We start from the raw sequence: 16,821 nt of genomic DNA, 5'->3' as shown, positions 1-16,821 counted from the left end.
TATTTTTTATTATTTAGAAATACATGAATGTAGAGCTACTTGCTAAACACTTGTAATAAACTCGTAAAACACTGCGTACAACAATCAACTCAAATATCACAACCAGCAAAACCAGATTTCACATATCACCTAGTTTATTTATGTTGTTTTTTTGAATAATTAACAATCAATGCACAGATGATTATAGATGTTAATGTCATTTTGACAATAACATCTTAAATAAATAACATTTTTGTCATTAAATATTAACAATTAAGGGGGGACGGCGATGCAAGCAGATTAAATAGGAATAATAAAAATTGAAAAATGATGTTAAACGCTATTGCAAATCGTGATATTGGACAAGCGACTCACACTTTACTTAAGTGCATTAGTAATTTAACTATTGAGAAATGAGATAGTTGCTGCGAGTTTATAAAGTGTTTGGGTTTAGTAAAAAAAAAGCTTAACGAGTGAAGCAGTCAACAACGCCAAAACTATTGCTTTAGTTCTATTATTCTAGTTCTATTGCTTTAGTTTTGGCGCTTATTAAAGGGAGAATATTTACCCTTTCATTTGTTCAAGCTCTTTGCCTTTGGTTTCGTGTAAAAACTTAAATACAAATATAACTGAAACAAACGCGCAAAATGCGTAAAAACCATACGCCCCAGCTAAACCAATGCCTGTGAGCATAACAGGGAACGACCAAGTAATTAAAAAGTTAGCTATCCACTGGGCAAAGCCGGTAACTGCAAGGCCAGAGCCACGAATTTGGTTAGGGAACATTTCGCCTAACATAACCCACATTAGAGGGCCCCACGATAAGTTAAAAAAGAACACATACGCATTAGCGGCTATTAAAGCAACTATGCCCTGCTCTCCTAATTCTAAGTTGCCTGTTGAGCCAATATCTGCATTTAAAAAGGCATAAACAATAACCGAAAGCGTCACCGTCATACCAATTGAGCCGGTTAACAAAAAAGGTTTTCTGCCAATTTTGTCTATAAAATACATGGTAATAAACACCGCTAAAATACTTACAAAGCCGCTTATTATATTAATGAGTAACGCGTCAGATTCAGTAAAACCAGCGGCTTGCCAAAGTACCGCGCCGTAGTAAAAAACAACGTTAATGCCGACTAATTGCTGAAATGTAGCTAAGCCAATTCCTATCCAAACAATGGGGCGTAAACGTTTTTTAGGTTTATCAATAAGATCAGATAATTTAGGTTGGTGTTTATCGCCAGCAAGAGACTCTGCTATTTCATTTAATTTAAGAGCGGCAGTTTCAGCACCATATAATGACGATAAAACACGTGCAGCAGCGTCTTTTTTACCAGCCATAATTAGGTATCGCGGGCTTTCGGGGATAAAAAATAAAGCGATTAGAAACAAGCATGCAGGTAATAATTCAACCCAAAACATCCAACGCCATGTTTCAAAGTCGAGCCAAAATATAGCCGTAGAGCCACCAGCTGTGTTGGCTAAAAAATAGTTACTCACAAATGCGCTAAATAAACCAAATATAATAGCCACTTGTTGCAGTGTAGAGAGCGTGCCTCTGTATCGTGCGGGGGCAATTTCGCTAATATAAGCTGGGGTCATAACCGATGCAGCCCCTACAGCTAAGCCGCCTAAAATGCGATAAATCACAAATTCAAACGATGTGACTGACACACCCGAACCCCAAGCACTTATAATAAATAAAGCAGCGGCAAAAAGTAAAATTAGACGCCGACCAAATTTATCAGCCAACCGACCTGCGCAAAACGCACCAATGGCACAGCCAATCAGCATACTCGATACGTTAAATCCCGTACCTGCACTACTGGAGCCAAACGCCGTTTGGAGTCCATCAACAGTGCCGTTAATTACGCCGCTGTCAAACCCAAATAAAAAACCGCCAATAGTCGCAACAAAGCAAACCAGTACTATTAAAAGTACATTTTCTTTCTCGTTCATAAGTATCCATATTGTGTGTTGTTGTTATTTTATATAGATTTTGAAGCTCAAAAGGGTGTGCTTATTTAGTTATTTTTATTGGTTGAGCTTGATTCTCTTTCTATTAATTCAAAATCTAAAATATGTCTTAAGTCTAAGCTTTTTACATTGCTTAAATCGTTATACTGACCCGATGCAAGTAAAGTAATCGCAAGCTCAGCCATTTCATTAATGGGCTGTTTTACCGTAGAAATATTTGGCCAAACTATGGTTGCAAGTTGCGTGTCATCAAAGCCAACAACCGACAGTTCGCTTGGAATATTAATACCTTGTTTTTGAGCTATTGAGATTACAGCGGCCGCCATATCATCGTTAGCTGCAAAAATAGCTGTTGGTTTATCATCAAGCGAAAGTAATTTTATTGCCGCTTCCATACCCGATTGATAAGTAAAACTGCCCTGCTCTATATACTCAGGTGGCGTTATTATTTTATTAGAGCGCAGCGCATCTAAATAACCTTGGTAACGCAAACGGCTTACACCCTGTTTGGTGTCGCCAATAATATGTGCAATTTTGCTATGCCCTTGATTTATTAAATGCTCTGTAACATCAAACGCCGCTTGGTAATCGTCCATGCATATATAAGGGGAGCGATTTAATTTTGTATCTGGCGTTATTCTTACAAATGGTACTTCTGCTTTAGTAAGCACATCTAAAACCGCTTCGTTATCGCACATAGGAGGCAGTAAAATCATGCCATCAACCTGTGTAACATCAATAAGTTGCTTTACCGATTCAATTGTTTTGTCAATATCGGTATGCGCTTCGTCAACAACTAGGTGGTAGCCCAGTGCGCGGCATTTTTTAAGCGCTGCTAACAAAAACTGGCTTATGTAAGAGTCACTTGGGTTATCGTATAAAAGTCCTAAAAAGAATGACTTAGTACTAGCAAGGCGCCTAGCAGACACATTTGGCCTGTAATTTAATTGCTCAACAACCGCCATTACTTTTTCGCGGGTTTTGTCGCTTACTTTTTTGTCTTGGTTGAGCACGCGCGAAACCGTCATCATTGATACACCAGCCTGCTCGGCTACATCTTGTATTCTTGCTCTTTTAGGATCGGCCATTACTGTTATTACCTACTCACAATCAGTGGATTGTTATAATTAACTTTCTTAATTTTCATTATACATAATTGTAAAGCTTGATATTGTTTACAGCGCGTTTTAAATGATTACTTATTGACAAAGTCTTATACTACACTGAAAATGTTAGCGCTAACAACAAATTTATAATACTCACACCCAATAATATAAAAAACTTAAAAAGGCCTATATTATGAGCATGCTGCAAAACCCAATTCTAAGAGGCTTTAACCCAGATCCCAACATTGTCAGAGTTAATAACGACTACTACATAGCCACCTCAACCTTTGAATGGTTTGGCGGTGTACAAATTCACCACTCTACAGATTTAGTAAATTGGCGAGTTATAGGCCAAGCACTTAATACCGTAGAGCAACTCGATATGCGAGGAGTGCCCGACTCTTGCGGCGTATGGGCACCGCAACTTAGTTACAATGATGGCCGTTTTTATTTGGTGTATACCAATGTAAAAAGCTTTGATGGCCCTTACAAAGACACACCAAACTATTTTGTATCAACCACTGATATTACCGGTAACTGGTCACAAGCGACTTACTTAAACTCTAGCGGTTTTGATCCGTCTATTTTTCACGATGATGACGGTAAAAGCTATTTGCTAAACATGCTGGTTGATCACCGCAACAACGCACTATTTGGTGGCATAGTAATGCAAGAGCTTTGCCTAAAAACCAATAAATTAATAGGCGATGTTAAACCTATATTTTCAGGCACAAAACTTGGTTGCACTGAAGGCCCACATATTTTAAAACGCGGCGATTACTACTATTTAATTACCGCTGAAGGTGGCACTGGGTATGAACACTGCATTAGTGTAGCGCGTGCTAAAAACGTATTTGGCCCTTACCAAGTACACCCGCACAACCCCGTTATTACAGCAGCCCACGAGCCGAGTAATACGCTACAAAAATGTGGCCATGGAGATTTTTTTCAAACGCAAGCCGGTGATTGGTACACGGTATTTTTAACATCTAGACCACTGACTGAGCGTGGCCGCTGCATTACAGGGCGTGAAACAGGGATTGAGCAAATAATCTGGAAAGACGATGACTGGCCTTATGCCAAACACACAAATAAAGCCCCGAGAATACACGTACCCGTTGAAGGTTTAACGCTGAACCCACAGCCGCAACCCTCAACACATATTGATTTTAGTAACGATGGGCTTACTGTTGATTTTCAGTCATTGCGCATACCTATGTGCAAAAATTGGGTGTATAAAAACACTCAAAAAGCATCGCTTACCCTAGTAGGTAAAGAGTCTTTAAGCTCATTGCATCAGCAAAGTTTTATTGCCAGGCGTGTACAGGCTCATCATACTGTTAGCAGCACATGCGTTGATTTTGCACCAAGCAGTTTTCAGCAAATGGCGGGGCTAGTATGTTATTACAACACCGCGCATTACTACTATTTGCATATAAGCGGCGGCGATGTAGGCGATGAAACCACACCGCGTTATTTAAATATAATAAGCTGCGATAAATACCAAACAAGTACGCCTGTTGCACCGCTTTTGCTTAAAACAAACAAACCTGTTTACTTAAAAGCTGATTTTAATGGCGCGCAGCTACAGTTTTATTATGCTACCGAGAAAAACTGCTGGATAAAGTTTGGTCCAGTGCTCGATGGCAGCATTTTATCTGATGATTACGTGCAGCAATCACCGCAAGGGTATCGCCCGTGTTTTACCGGCGCTTTTGTTGGTATGGCCTGCCAAGACTTATCGGGACAAAATAAAGAAGCTCACTATTCATTTTTTAATTATGACGAACCTAGCGGCGAATAAATCGCCGCCAGTTAAGTTTATTATTTGGTTGAAAGCTTTTTGAAACTGCTTTAAAGCTCATTCAAAACTCTTTTAAAGCTCTATTAAAGTTCTCTTAAAACTATTTTAAAACAGGGCTTTAATACGCTCCATTTGTGATTGTAAAAGTAAACTTTGAGAGTGGCTCATAATGTCACTCTCTCGTTTGTTTTCGCTCAGTAAGCGCCCTACTTCTTGCGCTTCAAAGCTATAACCTTGTGACTGCCTGCCATCTTCAAAATGCTCAATTAAGTCATCAAGCTCATACAAAGAGCACTCGTAAGCCCTAAATGCATCGGGTATTTTTATATAACCTTTGTCGCCAATAATATACGCGCCATTTCCCAATCGACATTGAAACGACGTTGCTAAGCTCACCATTACATCGCCACAATTAGCAGTAATAAGTACATCGTCTTCCACGCCTTTGTAGCGAATATTTGCTCTTACGTGTAAGTTTTCAAGGTCGTTATTTAAAAAGTAATTGGTAATGGCAAGCGGATAAATTCCCATATCGAGTAAACAACCGCCCGCTAAATCTGGGTTGTATTCACGCCCGTCGGGGTTAAAAGGCACAGGGTAACCAAAGTCAGCTTTAACATGTTTAATAGTGCCAATTCGCCCTTGCTCTACCCATTGTTTTGCTTTTTGTATTGCAGGTAAAAAGTACGTCCACATGGCTTCCATTAAAAATACGTCGTGCTTTTTAGCCAGTAAAGACAACTGCTTACACTCTTCAGCCGAAACCGTAATGGGCTTTTCGCACAATACATGCTTACCTGCTTTAATAGCATCGCTGGCATTTTTAAAGTGAAAGTTATGCGGGGTCGCAATGTAAACTACATCAACGTTTTTATCGTCAAATAATGCCTGATACCCTTCGTAGGCATTGGCCGCACCATACTTGCTCGCAAAAGCGGTTGCATCATCCCCATTTCTTGCTGCAACTGCGTACGCAACACCATTATTTGTATGTGCTAAGTCTTCACAAAATTGTGCGGCAATTCGGCCACAACCAACAATACCCCAGTTTATTTTTTTCATAGTGTTTCCTTATGATCTTAAAAAGAAATTTAAGTGAACTCCAACAACCAAGCAATAAACTTGCAAATTAATTGTTAAACATAGTTTAAAACTAGCTTGACTTAACAATATCAAATCATTAATGTTAGCGCTAACACTAAAACAACATTAAGTATCACATTTATGTTCCTTGGTATCGATTTAGGCACTTCAGGTGTAAAAGTAATTATTTTAGACGAGCAAGACCAATTGCTTGCTCAAGCAAGTGGCTCTTTAAGCGTTTCACGCCCAGCACCACTTTTTTCTGAGCAAAACCCTACAGATTGGTGGCTTGCTACCTGTAGTGCAATCGAGGATCTTAAAAAGACTCACCCTGCATTACTAAAATCGGTAAAGGCTGTGGGCCTTTCTGGGCAAATGCATGGCGCAACGCTGCTTGATAAAAACAATAATATTATTCGCCCAGCCATTTTATGGAACGACGGGCGCAGTGCTGCACAATGTGTAGAGCTTGAAAAACGCGAACCAAATTCTCGTAATATTACCGGCAACATAGCAATGCCTGGTTTTACTGCACCTAAATTGGTGTGGTTAAAAGAGTTTGAACCAGAAAACTTTGCAAAAGTAGCCAAAGTATTATTACCAAAAGACTACCTACGCTTTTTAATGACCGGTGATTTTGCATCAGACATGTCTGACTCAGCAGGCACACTGTGGCTAGACGTAGAAAAAAGAGCATGGTCGCAAAAAATGCTTAGCGCCTGCGACTTAACAGAGCAACACATGCCTACCCTTTTTGAGGGCACACAAATTACTGGCAAATTAACAGCCCAAGTTGCTGCTAAATGGGGTATGGAACAAGTACCTGTTGTTGCAGGTGGTGGCGATAATGCCGCAGGCGCTGCCGGTGTTGGCGTAGTAAGGCCTAAACAAGCGTTTTTGTCATTAGGTACTTCGGGCGTTTACTTTGTAGCTAACGATAAATACCTGCCTAACCCAGAAGGTGCTGTACATACTTTTTGTCATTGCATTGAAAACACCTGGCACCAAATGTCAGTGGTGTTAAGCGCAGCAAGCTGTTTAACCTGGGTCACTAAATTAACCGGTTTTAAAAACGAAAGCGCATTGCTTGAACAAGTAAGTAAATGCGATTTTAGCAAACCAAGCTCAGTGATATTTTTACCTTATTTAACTGGCGAGCGTACGCCGCATAATAACCCCGATGCCAAAGGCGTATTTTTTGGTTTAGATAGCGATACCGATGCAGCAGCCCTTGGCCGCGCAGTACTCGAGGGCGTTGCTTTTGCTTTTGCCGATGGCCAACAAGTACTGCTTGATGCCGGCGCACAAATTGACGATGTAACCGTTATTGGTGGTGGCGCTAAAAGCCCACTGTGGGGAAAAATCATCGCAAGTGTACTCAACCGCACTCTAATTTACCGAGAAGGCTCAGAAGTTGGCCCCGCATTTGGCGCAGCAAGACTTGCCCGAATAGCAGTAACACAACTCCCTGCACAACAAGTGTGTGTTAACGGCAAAGTAACGCAAACAATTGAGCCAGACCCAGTCATGCAAAACTTTTACGCACAGCAATACACAACATACAAAGCACTTTACCAAAGTGTAAAAACATACTTTTAATACACTATTATAAAATTAATGGAGCACATTATGAGCGAACAATTTTTTACAAACGTTGAAAAAATTAAATTTGAGGGTGAAAACTCTAAAAACCCATTTGCATTTCGTTACTACGACGAAAACCAAGTAGTGCTTGGCAAAACAATGAAAGAACATTTACGTTTTGCAGCCTGTTACTGGCATAACTTTTGTTCTACAGGGTTTGATATTTTTGGTGAAGGTACGTTTGACCGTCCTTGGATCCAACCTGTAGGCAATCAATTAGAACTTGCTGAACAAAAAGTAAAAGTAGCCTTTGAATTTTATGAAAAATTAGGCGTTCCTTACTTTTGTTTTCATGATGTTGATATTGCCCCTGAAGGCAAAACACTACAAGAAAGCCACGATAACGTAACGCACATAGCTAACATTATCGAAAAAGAAATGCAGCGCACAGGTGTAAAACTACTGTGGGGTACTGCTAACTTATTCTCAAATCAGCGTTTTTGTGCCGGTGGTGCAACAAACCCTAACCCTAATACGTATGCATATGCAGCAGCACAAGTTAAACATGCAATGGAAATTACGCATCGTTTAGGCGGCGAAAACTACGTACTTTGGGGTGGGCGTGAAGGTTACGACACGCTACTAAATACAGACCTTGCACAAGAAAGCGAACAGTACGCACGCTTTTTGAAAATGGTTGTAGAGCACAAGAAAAAAATTGGTTTTAAAGGCACATTATTAATTGAGCCAAAACCACAAGAGCCAACTAAGCACCAGTACGATTACGATACAGCAACGGTTGCAGGCTTTTTATACAAGCACGGCTTACAAGACGAAATTAAAGTAAACATTGAAGCAAACCACGCAACACTTGCGGGTCATAGCTTCCACCACGAAATTGCAGTTGCTTGCGCAGAAGGCATTATGGGTAGTATTGATGCTAACCGTGGCGACATGCAAAACGGTTGGGATACTGACCAATTTCCTAACGACGTAGCTGAGTGCACACTTGTTGTTTACGAAATTTTAAAAATGGGTGGTTTTACAACGGGCGGCTTTAACTTTGACACTAAACTTCGTCGTCAATCGTGTGAGCGAGATGACTTATTCATTGGCCACATTGGCGGTATGGATACGATGGCTAAAGCATTACTCAATGCAGCAGCAATGATTGAAGGTGGCGAGCTGACTGATTTTGTTGAAAAACGTTACGCTGGTTGGAAAGAAGACCTAGGTCAAAGCATTCTAAATGGTGAGCAATCACTTGAGAGCCTTTCAGCCTTAGTGCACGAGAACAACATCGATCCTAAGCAAGTTTCTGGTCGCCAAGAACTGCTTGAGAATATTGTTAACCGCTACGTATAAGGACATCGCCTCGGTTTTAAAGCCGAGGCGTACATCATTATGAACTTGTTAGAACAACTCAAAAAAGTAACCACAGTCGTTGCCGACAGTGGCGATGTAGAGTCAATCAAAGCCCTACAACCGGTTGATGCAACAACCAATCCTTCGTTAATTTTACAAGCTGCAAAATTACCTCAATATAAACATTTAATTGAAGACGCTATAAGTAAAGCTGGCAACAACGTTGACGCTATTTGCGACCAACTTATTGTTAACTTTGGCTGTGAAATACTAAAAGTAATACCTGGGCGTATATCGAGCGAAGTAGATGCGCGTTTATCGTTTGATACCCAAGCAAGTATTGCTAAAGGGCGTAAGCTTATTTCACTTTACGAGCAAGCGGGTATTTCAAAAGACCGCATACTTATTAAACTTGCTTCAACATGGGAAGGCATTAAAGCCGCCGAGCAGTTAGAAAAAGAAGGCATTAAGTGTAACTTAACGCTGCTTTTTTCGATGGCTCAAGCCATTGCGTGCGCACAAGCTAACGTAACGCTTATATCTCCGTTTGTTGGGCGTATTCTTGATTGGTACAAAGCCCGCGATAATAAAGAATACACCCCAAGCGAAGATCCTGGTGTGCAGTCGGTTACAGGTATTTATCAGTACTATAAAAAGTACGATTATAAAACCGTGGTAATGGGTGCAAGCTTTAGAAACACCCAGGAAATAATCGAACTTGCTGGCTGCGATTTACTGACTATCTCGCCATCATTACTCAATGATTTACAAAGCCAAGAAGGTGAACTGGTTACAAAGCTTGACGCTGCAAACATTGCCAAAGCACCGCAAAGCGACATAACCCCACTCACCCACGAGCAATTTTTATGGCAGCACAACGAAGATCCAATGGCCAGCGAAAAGCTCGGTGAAGGTATTCGTAACTTTGCCAAAGATCAGCGTATTTTGGCTAAATTGGTTGAAGACTTACTAAACTAATTTCCCTCAAGCCTGCTACATAACGTGCGGGCTTTTTTAATTTTATTTGAGGTAATACATGACTCAACTTTCTTCTCGTGCGCCTTTTGCTAATGCCATTCGTGCACTCAGTATGGATGCGGTACAGCAAGCAAACTCAGGGCATCCGGGCGCACCTATGGGTATGGCCGATATAGCCGAAGTACTGTGGAACGATTTATTAAACCACAATCCAACCGATCCAAATTGGCCAAACCGAGACCGCTTTGTACTTAGTAACGGTCACGGATCTATGCTTATTTATTCTTTATTGCATTTAAGCGGGTACGAACTACCACTTAGCGAACTTAAACAATTTAGACAAATGCATTCAAAAACCCCAGGTCACCCTGAATACGGTTACACCCCAGGTGTTGAAACAACCACAGGTCCGCTTGGCGCAGGTTTATCAAATGCCGTAGGTATGGCTATTGCCGAAAAAGCCCTAGCAGCACAATTTAACAAAGAGAGTTTTGATATTGTAGATCATTACACTTACTGTTTTATGGGTGATGGCTGTTTAATGGAAGGCATATCGCACGAAGCATGTTCGCTTGCAGGTACATTAGGCCTGGGTAAACTTATTGCTTTTTGGGACGATAACGGTATATCTATCGACGGACACGTTGAGGGCTGGTTTACCGACGACACCGCAAAACGCTTTGACGCTTACGGCTGGCATGTAATAAAAGATATAGACGGCCACGACCCAGAGCAAATTGCCAGCGCCATTGCGCAAGCGAAACAAGTGAACGATAAACCTACTCTACTTTGTTGTAAAACCGTGATTGGTTTTGGCTCGCCAAATAAATCAGGCTCGCACGACTGCCATGGCTCGCCATTAGGTAATGACGAAATAACTGCTGCACGTAAATTCTTAAACCTCCCAAATGAAGCATTTAGTATCAGTGATGATATTTACGCCCATTGGGACGCTAAACAAAGCGGTGATAAAAAACAAAAACAATGGCAACAACTGTTTAGCGACTACACCAAAAGCCACCCAGAGCTTGGCAAAGAATTTGAGCGACGCGTAATTAAACGCACCCTTCCTGACAACTTTGAAGCTATTGCAAACAACTATATTGCACAGTGCAACAATGACGCCGCTAACATTGCCAGCCGAAAAGCCTCGCAAAACACCATTGAAACCTTTGCCCCGCATTTACCAGAATTACTGGGTGGCTCTGCCGATTTAGCCGGTTCTAACTTAACGCTGTGGTCTGGCTCTAAAGGCATAAGCGCAGATGACGCCAGCGGTAATTACCTGTTTTATGGCGTGCGCGAGTTTGGTATGAGCGGCATTATGAATGGCATATCACTGCACAGTGGCTTTATTAATTACGGTGCTACGTTTTTAATGTTTATGGAATACGCCCGTAACGCAGTAAGAATGTCGGCACTTATGGGTATTCAAAATATATTTGTGTATACCCACGACTCTATTGGCCAAGGTGAAGACGGTCCAACTCACCAACCTATTGAGCAACTAGCCAACCTACGTATGACGCCAAACCTAGTCACATGGCGCCCGTGTGACGCGGTAGAAACTGCAGTATCGTGGAAAAACGCGATACAAAATCAGCAGCAACCTACGGCGCTTATTTTTAGTCGCCAAGGGCTCAACCACCAGCCACGTACCGCTCAGCAAATTAGCGACATAGAAAAAGGCGGCTATATTCTTAGCGATAGCAATAAAGTGCCTGAGCTTATTTTAATTGCAACGGGTTCTGAAGTTGATTTAGCAATGCAAGCCGCAAAAGAGCTTACAGCACAAGGCGTTGCAGTGCGTGTGGTATCAATGCCAAGCACCACATTGTTTGATCTACAATCAGACGATTACAAGCAAAGTGTATTGCCAAACTCGGTAGCAAACCGTATTGCAATTGAAACATCACACCAAGATTACTGGCTTAAATATGTTGGCTTACAAGGCAAAGTAATTGGTATGAGCACTTTTGGTGAGTCGGCGCCAGGTAACGTGTTATTAGAGCATTTTGGCTTTACCACCAAAAATGTAGTGAGCACCGCGCAGGCGTTAATTAAAGCCAACGCCTAATACATTTTGTACGCGTAATGCGCTAAATAATCCAAACTTTATCCAATTAATGCGCTAAGCCTTTCAAAGCTCGGCGCATTTTTATAATTAACTAACAAAGGTGAACTATGAAATATTTACTATTAATTATGCTTTTTAGTGCAAGTACTAGTTTTAACGCATGGGCAAGTGACGAGCAAAATGATGAACTAATGCTAACGATTTTTTTAAAGCACGACCAATCAAAAAACCTCTCTGAAATAAAAGAAATACTAAACAACGCTAACTTTTACAAACACTTCCCACCAGAGGGCGCTACAGTAGAATCTTGGAAAGTAATGATGGGCATAGGGCAAGTTGTTACCTTGCGCTTTCCAGCAGCGTTATTACCAAAAGTAAATTTATCGATTGAACGTTATGGTTGGAAAGCTTACAGCACTGAGTTTTATCCAACATACGATTTGTACCCAATCGTAAAAGAAGAAATTAAAAAAGCTAGAACGAACAATTAAAAGAGTAACCAACATGACAACTTCAATTGTTCAATACACACTAAGTAATGAAGCAAACGACACTATTTCTATTATTAACTACGGTGCCCGGCTTACCAGCTGGATTACCCATGTTGATAATAAAAAACGAAATATTATACTTGGCTATTCTAATATTAATGACTATTTAAACGACACGTTTTACTTAGGTGCTGTAGCCGGTCCTTATGCAAACAGGCTAAGTAACGCCCAAATAAACATTGATGATAAAGCCTATGCACTTAATAAAAACGAAGGCGTAAACCAACTTCACGGCGGCCAAAAAGCATTAAGCGACTTATTTTGGCAGCTCGATTATCATCAAAAAAATGCGCTAAGTTTAAGTATTACTCTACCCGATGGATACAACGGCTACCCCGGTAAAACTATATTTAACGTGCTGTATACCTTTACCACTAACAGTAAAAACCAAAGTAATCTTGATATTAAATTTACGATTACCAGTAATAAAAAAACCATTGCAGGGCCAACAGCGCACCCATATTTTAATTTAAATGGCATTACTAACAGCGCACAAGGGCATACATTAAAACTGGCCGCCGCGCATTATACCCCCGTAGATACAAACGTCATTCCCACAGGTTTAATAGCCCCTGTAACAAATACAACTTTTGACTACACAAATGCGCGGGTGCTTAATAAAACCGATAAACTCGATCATAACTTTTTAACCGAGCAAGTACTTAATCTGCAAGCCAATAAGCAACACGCAGAGCTTACAAGCGCCGATGAAAAAGTAATGCTGAGTGTGCTTTCTAACTACCCTGCTATTCAAGTGTACACGGGGCAGCACTTAAAAAATCCGTTTAACCAATTTGACGGTATTTGCCTAGAGCCGCAATTTTGCCCCGACAGCCCTAATAACCCACACTTCCCATTTAGCTATTTAACACCACAAGTGCCTTTACAAACACACATAAGTTATTGTTTAACTACTATGTAAACCAAAAACGGATCGCTATTAAGCGATCCTTTGCGGGAGGTTAAATGTTTAGTGCGATTATAAATCGCTTACAAAGCTTTTAAGTTTTAGCTCACGGTCAATTAATAATGGGTAATCGGTGCGCCCTTGCATTGGCCAATCGTTGCGCCAAGTACGTGCATCGCTTATACCCCAAAAAGTAACACGGCTTACTTTATCGTCATGATTTTTAAGTATGTCAAACACAGCTTTGTAGCGCTCGCCTAACTGGGTGTTTACTTCACTAGGTAAACCATTCGGGTATCGGTTAAATCGCTCTTGCAGCGCAATATCTAACGAAATATCAGCGCCTTGCTCTTCACCTTCAGGGAACGGTAATACCGAAATATCAAGCTCGGTTATCATCACATCAATACCTGTGGCTGCGTATGCCACAATAGAGTCTTCCATTAACGAAAGCTCTGGGTTATCAAGCGAATAATGCGCTTGCATACCAATACCATCTATTTCAATGCCTTTGCTTTGTAAATTTTTAATAAGCGCAATTGCACCGGCTCTTTTTTCTGGCTTATATAAGTTGTAATCGTTGTAGTATAGCTTGGCATTAGGCGCTGCCTGCTTAGCGTATTTAAAAGCATATTCTATAAAGTCGTCACCAATAATGGTGCTCCATTTAGATTCACGCAGTGTGCCGTCTTCGTTAAGTGCTTCGTTTACCACGTCCCATGCAAAAATGCGGTTTTTATAACGCCCTGCAACAGCATTAATATGGTTTTGCATGCGCATAAGTAATGCATCGCGGGTTAGCGGCTCGCCTTGTTCGTCTTCAAAAACCCAGTCAGGCGTTTGCGAGTGCCACACTAATGTATGCCCAACTAATTCTTGGTTGTTCTCTTGTGCGTACTGAACTAACGCATCAGCGGCTTCAAAATCATAGGTTTCTAGCTCTGGGTGTATACGCTCCCATTTCATTGAGTTTTCTGGCGTAAAGGTATTAAATTGCGCTTTAGCTACGTTTAAATCTTCAGGCAAAGCCCCTAATATTTGGTCACGGCTAATCGCTGTACCAATTTTAAAGTGGCCTTTAAATTGCGCTTTTAGCGTTAATTGCTCCGGCGCTTTTAATGTTGGTTTACTTTGCTCTGCTGAGCCATTACAGCCAAGTGCAAGGCTCGACATTCCTAATAAAATAGCAATCGTAAATTTATTTTTATGCATGATGTACCTGTTGTGTGTTTTTTAGTGTGCAACGTAAACTTAACACCATATGGTCTTTTTGACAACAACGTTTTATTAAAATAGACTGAACAAAAATAACACTTTTAACTAGCACGAAAATTAGCAAGGACACACATGAAAAATATAACAACCACCTTATCATTAATAGCAGTAGCCATCTTTGCATTAACTGTAAACGCAGCTGATAAACCCACTCAACTTACATCAGCTATTGTGAGTCAAAAAGATGCGCACATTACTCACTACGAAGGCGGCGATTTTCATACTTACTTTTACGGCGATACACCACTCACCAAGGGCGCTATTACAGGCGTTGCGGTTATTAAACCTAATAACGAAATACACCCCGCCCACCAGCATCCTGATGAAGAATACTTAATGATTTTAGAGGGTTCAGGTACCTGGACGCTTAATGGCAAAAGCCAGCCTGCTCATACTGGAGATATCTTATTTGCAGCCCCTAACGACGTACACGGCATTTATAATAACGGCGATGTGCCGCTTAAGTTTGTGGTAGTAAGATATCAAACTAAGTAGGTTTTAGTGGCTTTTTTAGGGAAGTAATTTAAATACGTTTTTCACATATATGTAATTGTTATATCTGATAGTTTTTAAATTGCTCCCACACGGCCTCTCCTACAGGTCCCAACACTTCTCCCCTTTTCTTAATAATGTAATATTTTAGAGGCGTTATATTTTGCACATCACTAAGTGACAGCATTTTCAGAGTATTATTTGCAATACCTTCATCAGCTAAATAACCTGGTAATTTGCCCCAACCCATTGCACTTTCGATAAGCATTTTTTTAGTTGGAAAGTCATTTACATACCATCGTCGCTGACCTTGCTGTACACCCCACTCTATGTTTTTTGAACCAGTGCCTGAGTCCTGCACAATTATTTGGTATTCGTTCAACAAATCAGTGGCTTGCCTTAGGTTTGGATTTCGCTTTAATAACAAAGGGGAAGCTACATTGATTAATGAGCCGCTATTTAACAAATGCTTTTCAATTTTCTCTTCTTGTACAGAAAATTCCATTGTTGGTGTTATACACAGATCGGCACCGCCATCAAGTAAGGCTTCAATTGCACCTGTTATGTACTCTTGCCTGATTATTATTTGAGTTTCAGGGAACTGATTTTGCATATTTTTTAGTAATGGTAAAATACCTTTTAAATTAAATGATGCTTCAATTGCAATCGTTATACTTACCTCGTTCCCCTGTGCTATGTGGTGTGCAACTTGTTTAAGTTGTGCTGCATCATCTAGCAATTTCATAGCCTTATGAAACATAGTTTTTCCTGCACTAGTAAGCTCTAACCGATAACCATTACGACTAAATAAGGCAAAGTTAAGGGTATTTTCTAGTTGCTTAATACCTTGGCTTATAGCTGGTTGAGTTTTGTGTAAAAGAGCACTTGCTTCACTCAATGATCCAACCTGAGCAACAGTAACAAACATACTAAGCTGTTCTAATTTCATAATTTACGCCAAACATGTAAAGCTAAAGTTTATATCTTATAAAAAAACATTCAATATTAATTAATAAGAACTGTGATTATTCTAACGTCAAAAGCTAAGCATCTGCTTAAATCACTCTTATTAAAATTGGGAATAACATGAGCACAAAAGTAAAAATAATTTTTATGTATACATCACTAGGATTAACAACACTTGCCTTTATAGCTGCAGGCTCTGCAAAACTAGCAGGAGTTGAGCAAATGCACTTATCTTTTGCACTCATGGGTTTACCTGCTTGGTTTGGCTATTTTATTGGTGCAAGTGAACTAGCAGGTGCTATTGCTATTTGGATAAAAAAACTAAGCATTTTAGCTGCAAGTGGTTTGTTAGTTATTATGGCTGGTGCAACATTTTTTCATGTAGTTTACGACAGTGTTGCCAATGCAATACCTGCCGTTATTTTATGTGCTTTTTTAATTAATATCATAATTAACCGAGTCAATGATATAAACGCCTTGGATAGTAAGTAACCTAGAGCTATTTTCAATACAATGAATAACGATATATTCGCTTCTATCGTTATTCAAACCCTCATTTACAAAATGACAAATGCTTTCACATCTCTAATTTAGCCTAAAGATAACAAACTCGATCTCTAAACAAACAAAGGCTAAGGTTGTTTTATTCATTAAATTTTAATTTTGAGTTCATA

The 16,821-nt window shown here is 40.3% G+C and carries 14 protein-coding genes; 9 read left to right on the top strand and 5 right to left on the bottom strand.

Annotation, left to right across the window (positions count from 1 at the left end; all coding sequences use genetic code 11):
• Nucleotides 1-543: 543 nt before the first annotated feature.
• Together LOS73_RS11455 and LOS73_RS11450 are read right to left on the bottom strand one after the other, a co-directional pair.
• Complete coding sequence (locus tag LOS73_RS11455) at nucleotides 544-1,947, bottom strand: sugar porter family MFS transporter (protein WP_457934963.1); 1,404 nt, start codon at nucleotides 1,945-1,947, stop codon at nucleotides 544-546.
• 59 nt (nucleotides 1,948-2,006) lie between these two features.
• Nucleotides 2,007-3,047 carry a LacI family DNA-binding transcriptional regulator gene (locus LOS73_RS11450; RefSeq protein ID WP_341601465.1) on the bottom strand — a complete coding sequence of 347 codons (1,041 nt, stop codon included), beginning with the start codon at nucleotides 3,045-3,047 and terminating at the stop codon, nucleotides 2,007-2,009.
• A gap of 211 nt (nucleotides 3,048-3,258) precedes the next feature.
• Between LOS73_RS11450 and LOS73_RS11445 the strand changes: the two genes are divergently transcribed.
• On the top strand, nucleotides 3,259-4,869 hold the full coding sequence (locus LOS73_RS11445) for a glycoside hydrolase family 43 protein (protein WP_457933669.1): 1,611 nt from the start codon (nucleotides 3,259-3,261) through the stop codon (nucleotides 4,867-4,869).
• Nucleotides 4,870-4,974: 105 nt separating this feature from the next.
• On the opposite strand, the gene LOS73_RS11440 is transcribed toward LOS73_RS11445, so the two are convergent.
• Nucleotides 4,975-5,931: a Gfo/Idh/MocA family protein gene (locus tag LOS73_RS11440; protein ID WP_457933668.1), complete on the bottom strand. Its 957-nt coding sequence runs from the start codon at nucleotides 5,929-5,931 to the stop codon at nucleotides 4,975-4,977.
• A gap of 162 nt (nucleotides 5,932-6,093) precedes the next feature.
• On the opposite strand from LOS73_RS11440, the gene xylB reads away from it, so the two are divergent.
• The 6 genes from xylB to LOS73_RS11410 all read left to right on the top strand — a co-directional run bounded on the left by xylB (nucleotide 6,094) and on the right by LOS73_RS11410 (nucleotide 13,429).
• Entirely contained in the window at nucleotides 6,094-7,551 is a 1,458-nt protein-coding gene (gene xylB / locus LOS73_RS11435) for a xylulokinase (RefSeq protein WP_457933667.1), read from the top strand.
• A 30-nt stretch (nucleotides 7,552-7,581) separates the two neighbouring features.
• Nucleotides 7,582-8,901, top strand: coding sequence for a xylose isomerase (gene xylA, locus LOS73_RS11430; RefSeq protein WP_007375167.1), 1,320 nt, complete (start codon nucleotides 7,582-7,584; stop codon nucleotides 8,899-8,901).
• Between the two features lie 36 nt (nucleotides 8,902-8,937).
• The gene (gene tal, locus LOS73_RS11425) at nucleotides 8,938-9,879 is read left to right on the top strand and encodes a transaldolase (RefSeq protein WP_457934962.1); all 942 of its coding nucleotides are present in this window, start codon (nucleotides 8,938-8,940) and stop codon (nucleotides 9,877-9,879) included.
• 58 nt (nucleotides 9,880-9,937) lie between these two features.
• Entirely contained in the window at nucleotides 9,938-11,956 is a 2,019-nt protein-coding gene (tkt, locus tag LOS73_RS11420; protein ID WP_457933666.1) for a transketolase, read from the top strand.
• Between the two features lie 107 nt (nucleotides 11,957-12,063).
• Nucleotides 12,064-12,447 carry a hypothetical protein gene (locus tag LOS73_RS11415; protein ID WP_007585159.1) on the top strand — a complete coding sequence of 128 codons (384 nt, stop codon included), beginning with the start codon at nucleotides 12,064-12,066 and terminating at the stop codon, nucleotides 12,445-12,447.
• Between the two features lie 13 nt (nucleotides 12,448-12,460).
• Complete coding sequence (locus LOS73_RS11410; RefSeq protein WP_457933665.1) at nucleotides 12,461-13,429, top strand: aldose epimerase family protein; 969 nt, start codon at nucleotides 12,461-12,463, stop codon at nucleotides 13,427-13,429.
• 57 nt (nucleotides 13,430-13,486) lie between these two features.
• Here LOS73_RS11410 and LOS73_RS11405 read toward each other — a convergent pair whose 3' ends face one another.
• The gene (locus LOS73_RS11405) at nucleotides 13,487-14,626 is read right to left on the bottom strand and encodes an endo-1,4-beta-xylanase (RefSeq protein ID WP_457933664.1); all 1,140 of its coding nucleotides are present in this window, start codon (nucleotides 14,624-14,626) and stop codon (nucleotides 13,487-13,489) included.
• A gap of 135 nt (nucleotides 14,627-14,761) precedes the next feature.
• Between LOS73_RS11405 and LOS73_RS11400 the strand changes: the two genes are divergently transcribed.
• The gene (locus LOS73_RS11400) at nucleotides 14,762-15,184 is read left to right on the top strand and encodes a cupin domain-containing protein (protein ID WP_193226563.1); all 423 of its coding nucleotides are present in this window, start codon (nucleotides 14,762-14,764) and stop codon (nucleotides 15,182-15,184) included.
• A 58-nt stretch (nucleotides 15,185-15,242) separates the two neighbouring features.
• Here LOS73_RS11400 and LOS73_RS11395 read toward each other — a convergent pair whose 3' ends face one another.
• Complete coding sequence (locus tag LOS73_RS11395) at nucleotides 15,243-16,130, bottom strand: LysR family transcriptional regulator (RefSeq protein WP_007375175.1); 888 nt, start codon at nucleotides 16,128-16,130, stop codon at nucleotides 15,243-15,245.
• 137 nt (nucleotides 16,131-16,267) lie between these two features.
• On the opposite strand from LOS73_RS11395, the gene LOS73_RS11390 reads away from it, so the two are divergent.
• Entirely contained in the window at nucleotides 16,268-16,639 is a 372-nt protein-coding gene (locus tag LOS73_RS11390; protein ID WP_007375176.1) for a DoxX family protein, read from the top strand.
• Nucleotides 16,640-16,821: the final 182 nt, after the last annotated feature.

The organism is Pseudoalteromonas sp. SCSIO 43210 (assembly GCF_054133285.1).
Note: the sequence above shows the minus strand (reverse complement) of the source record. Positions and strands in the feature narration are given on the sequence as shown.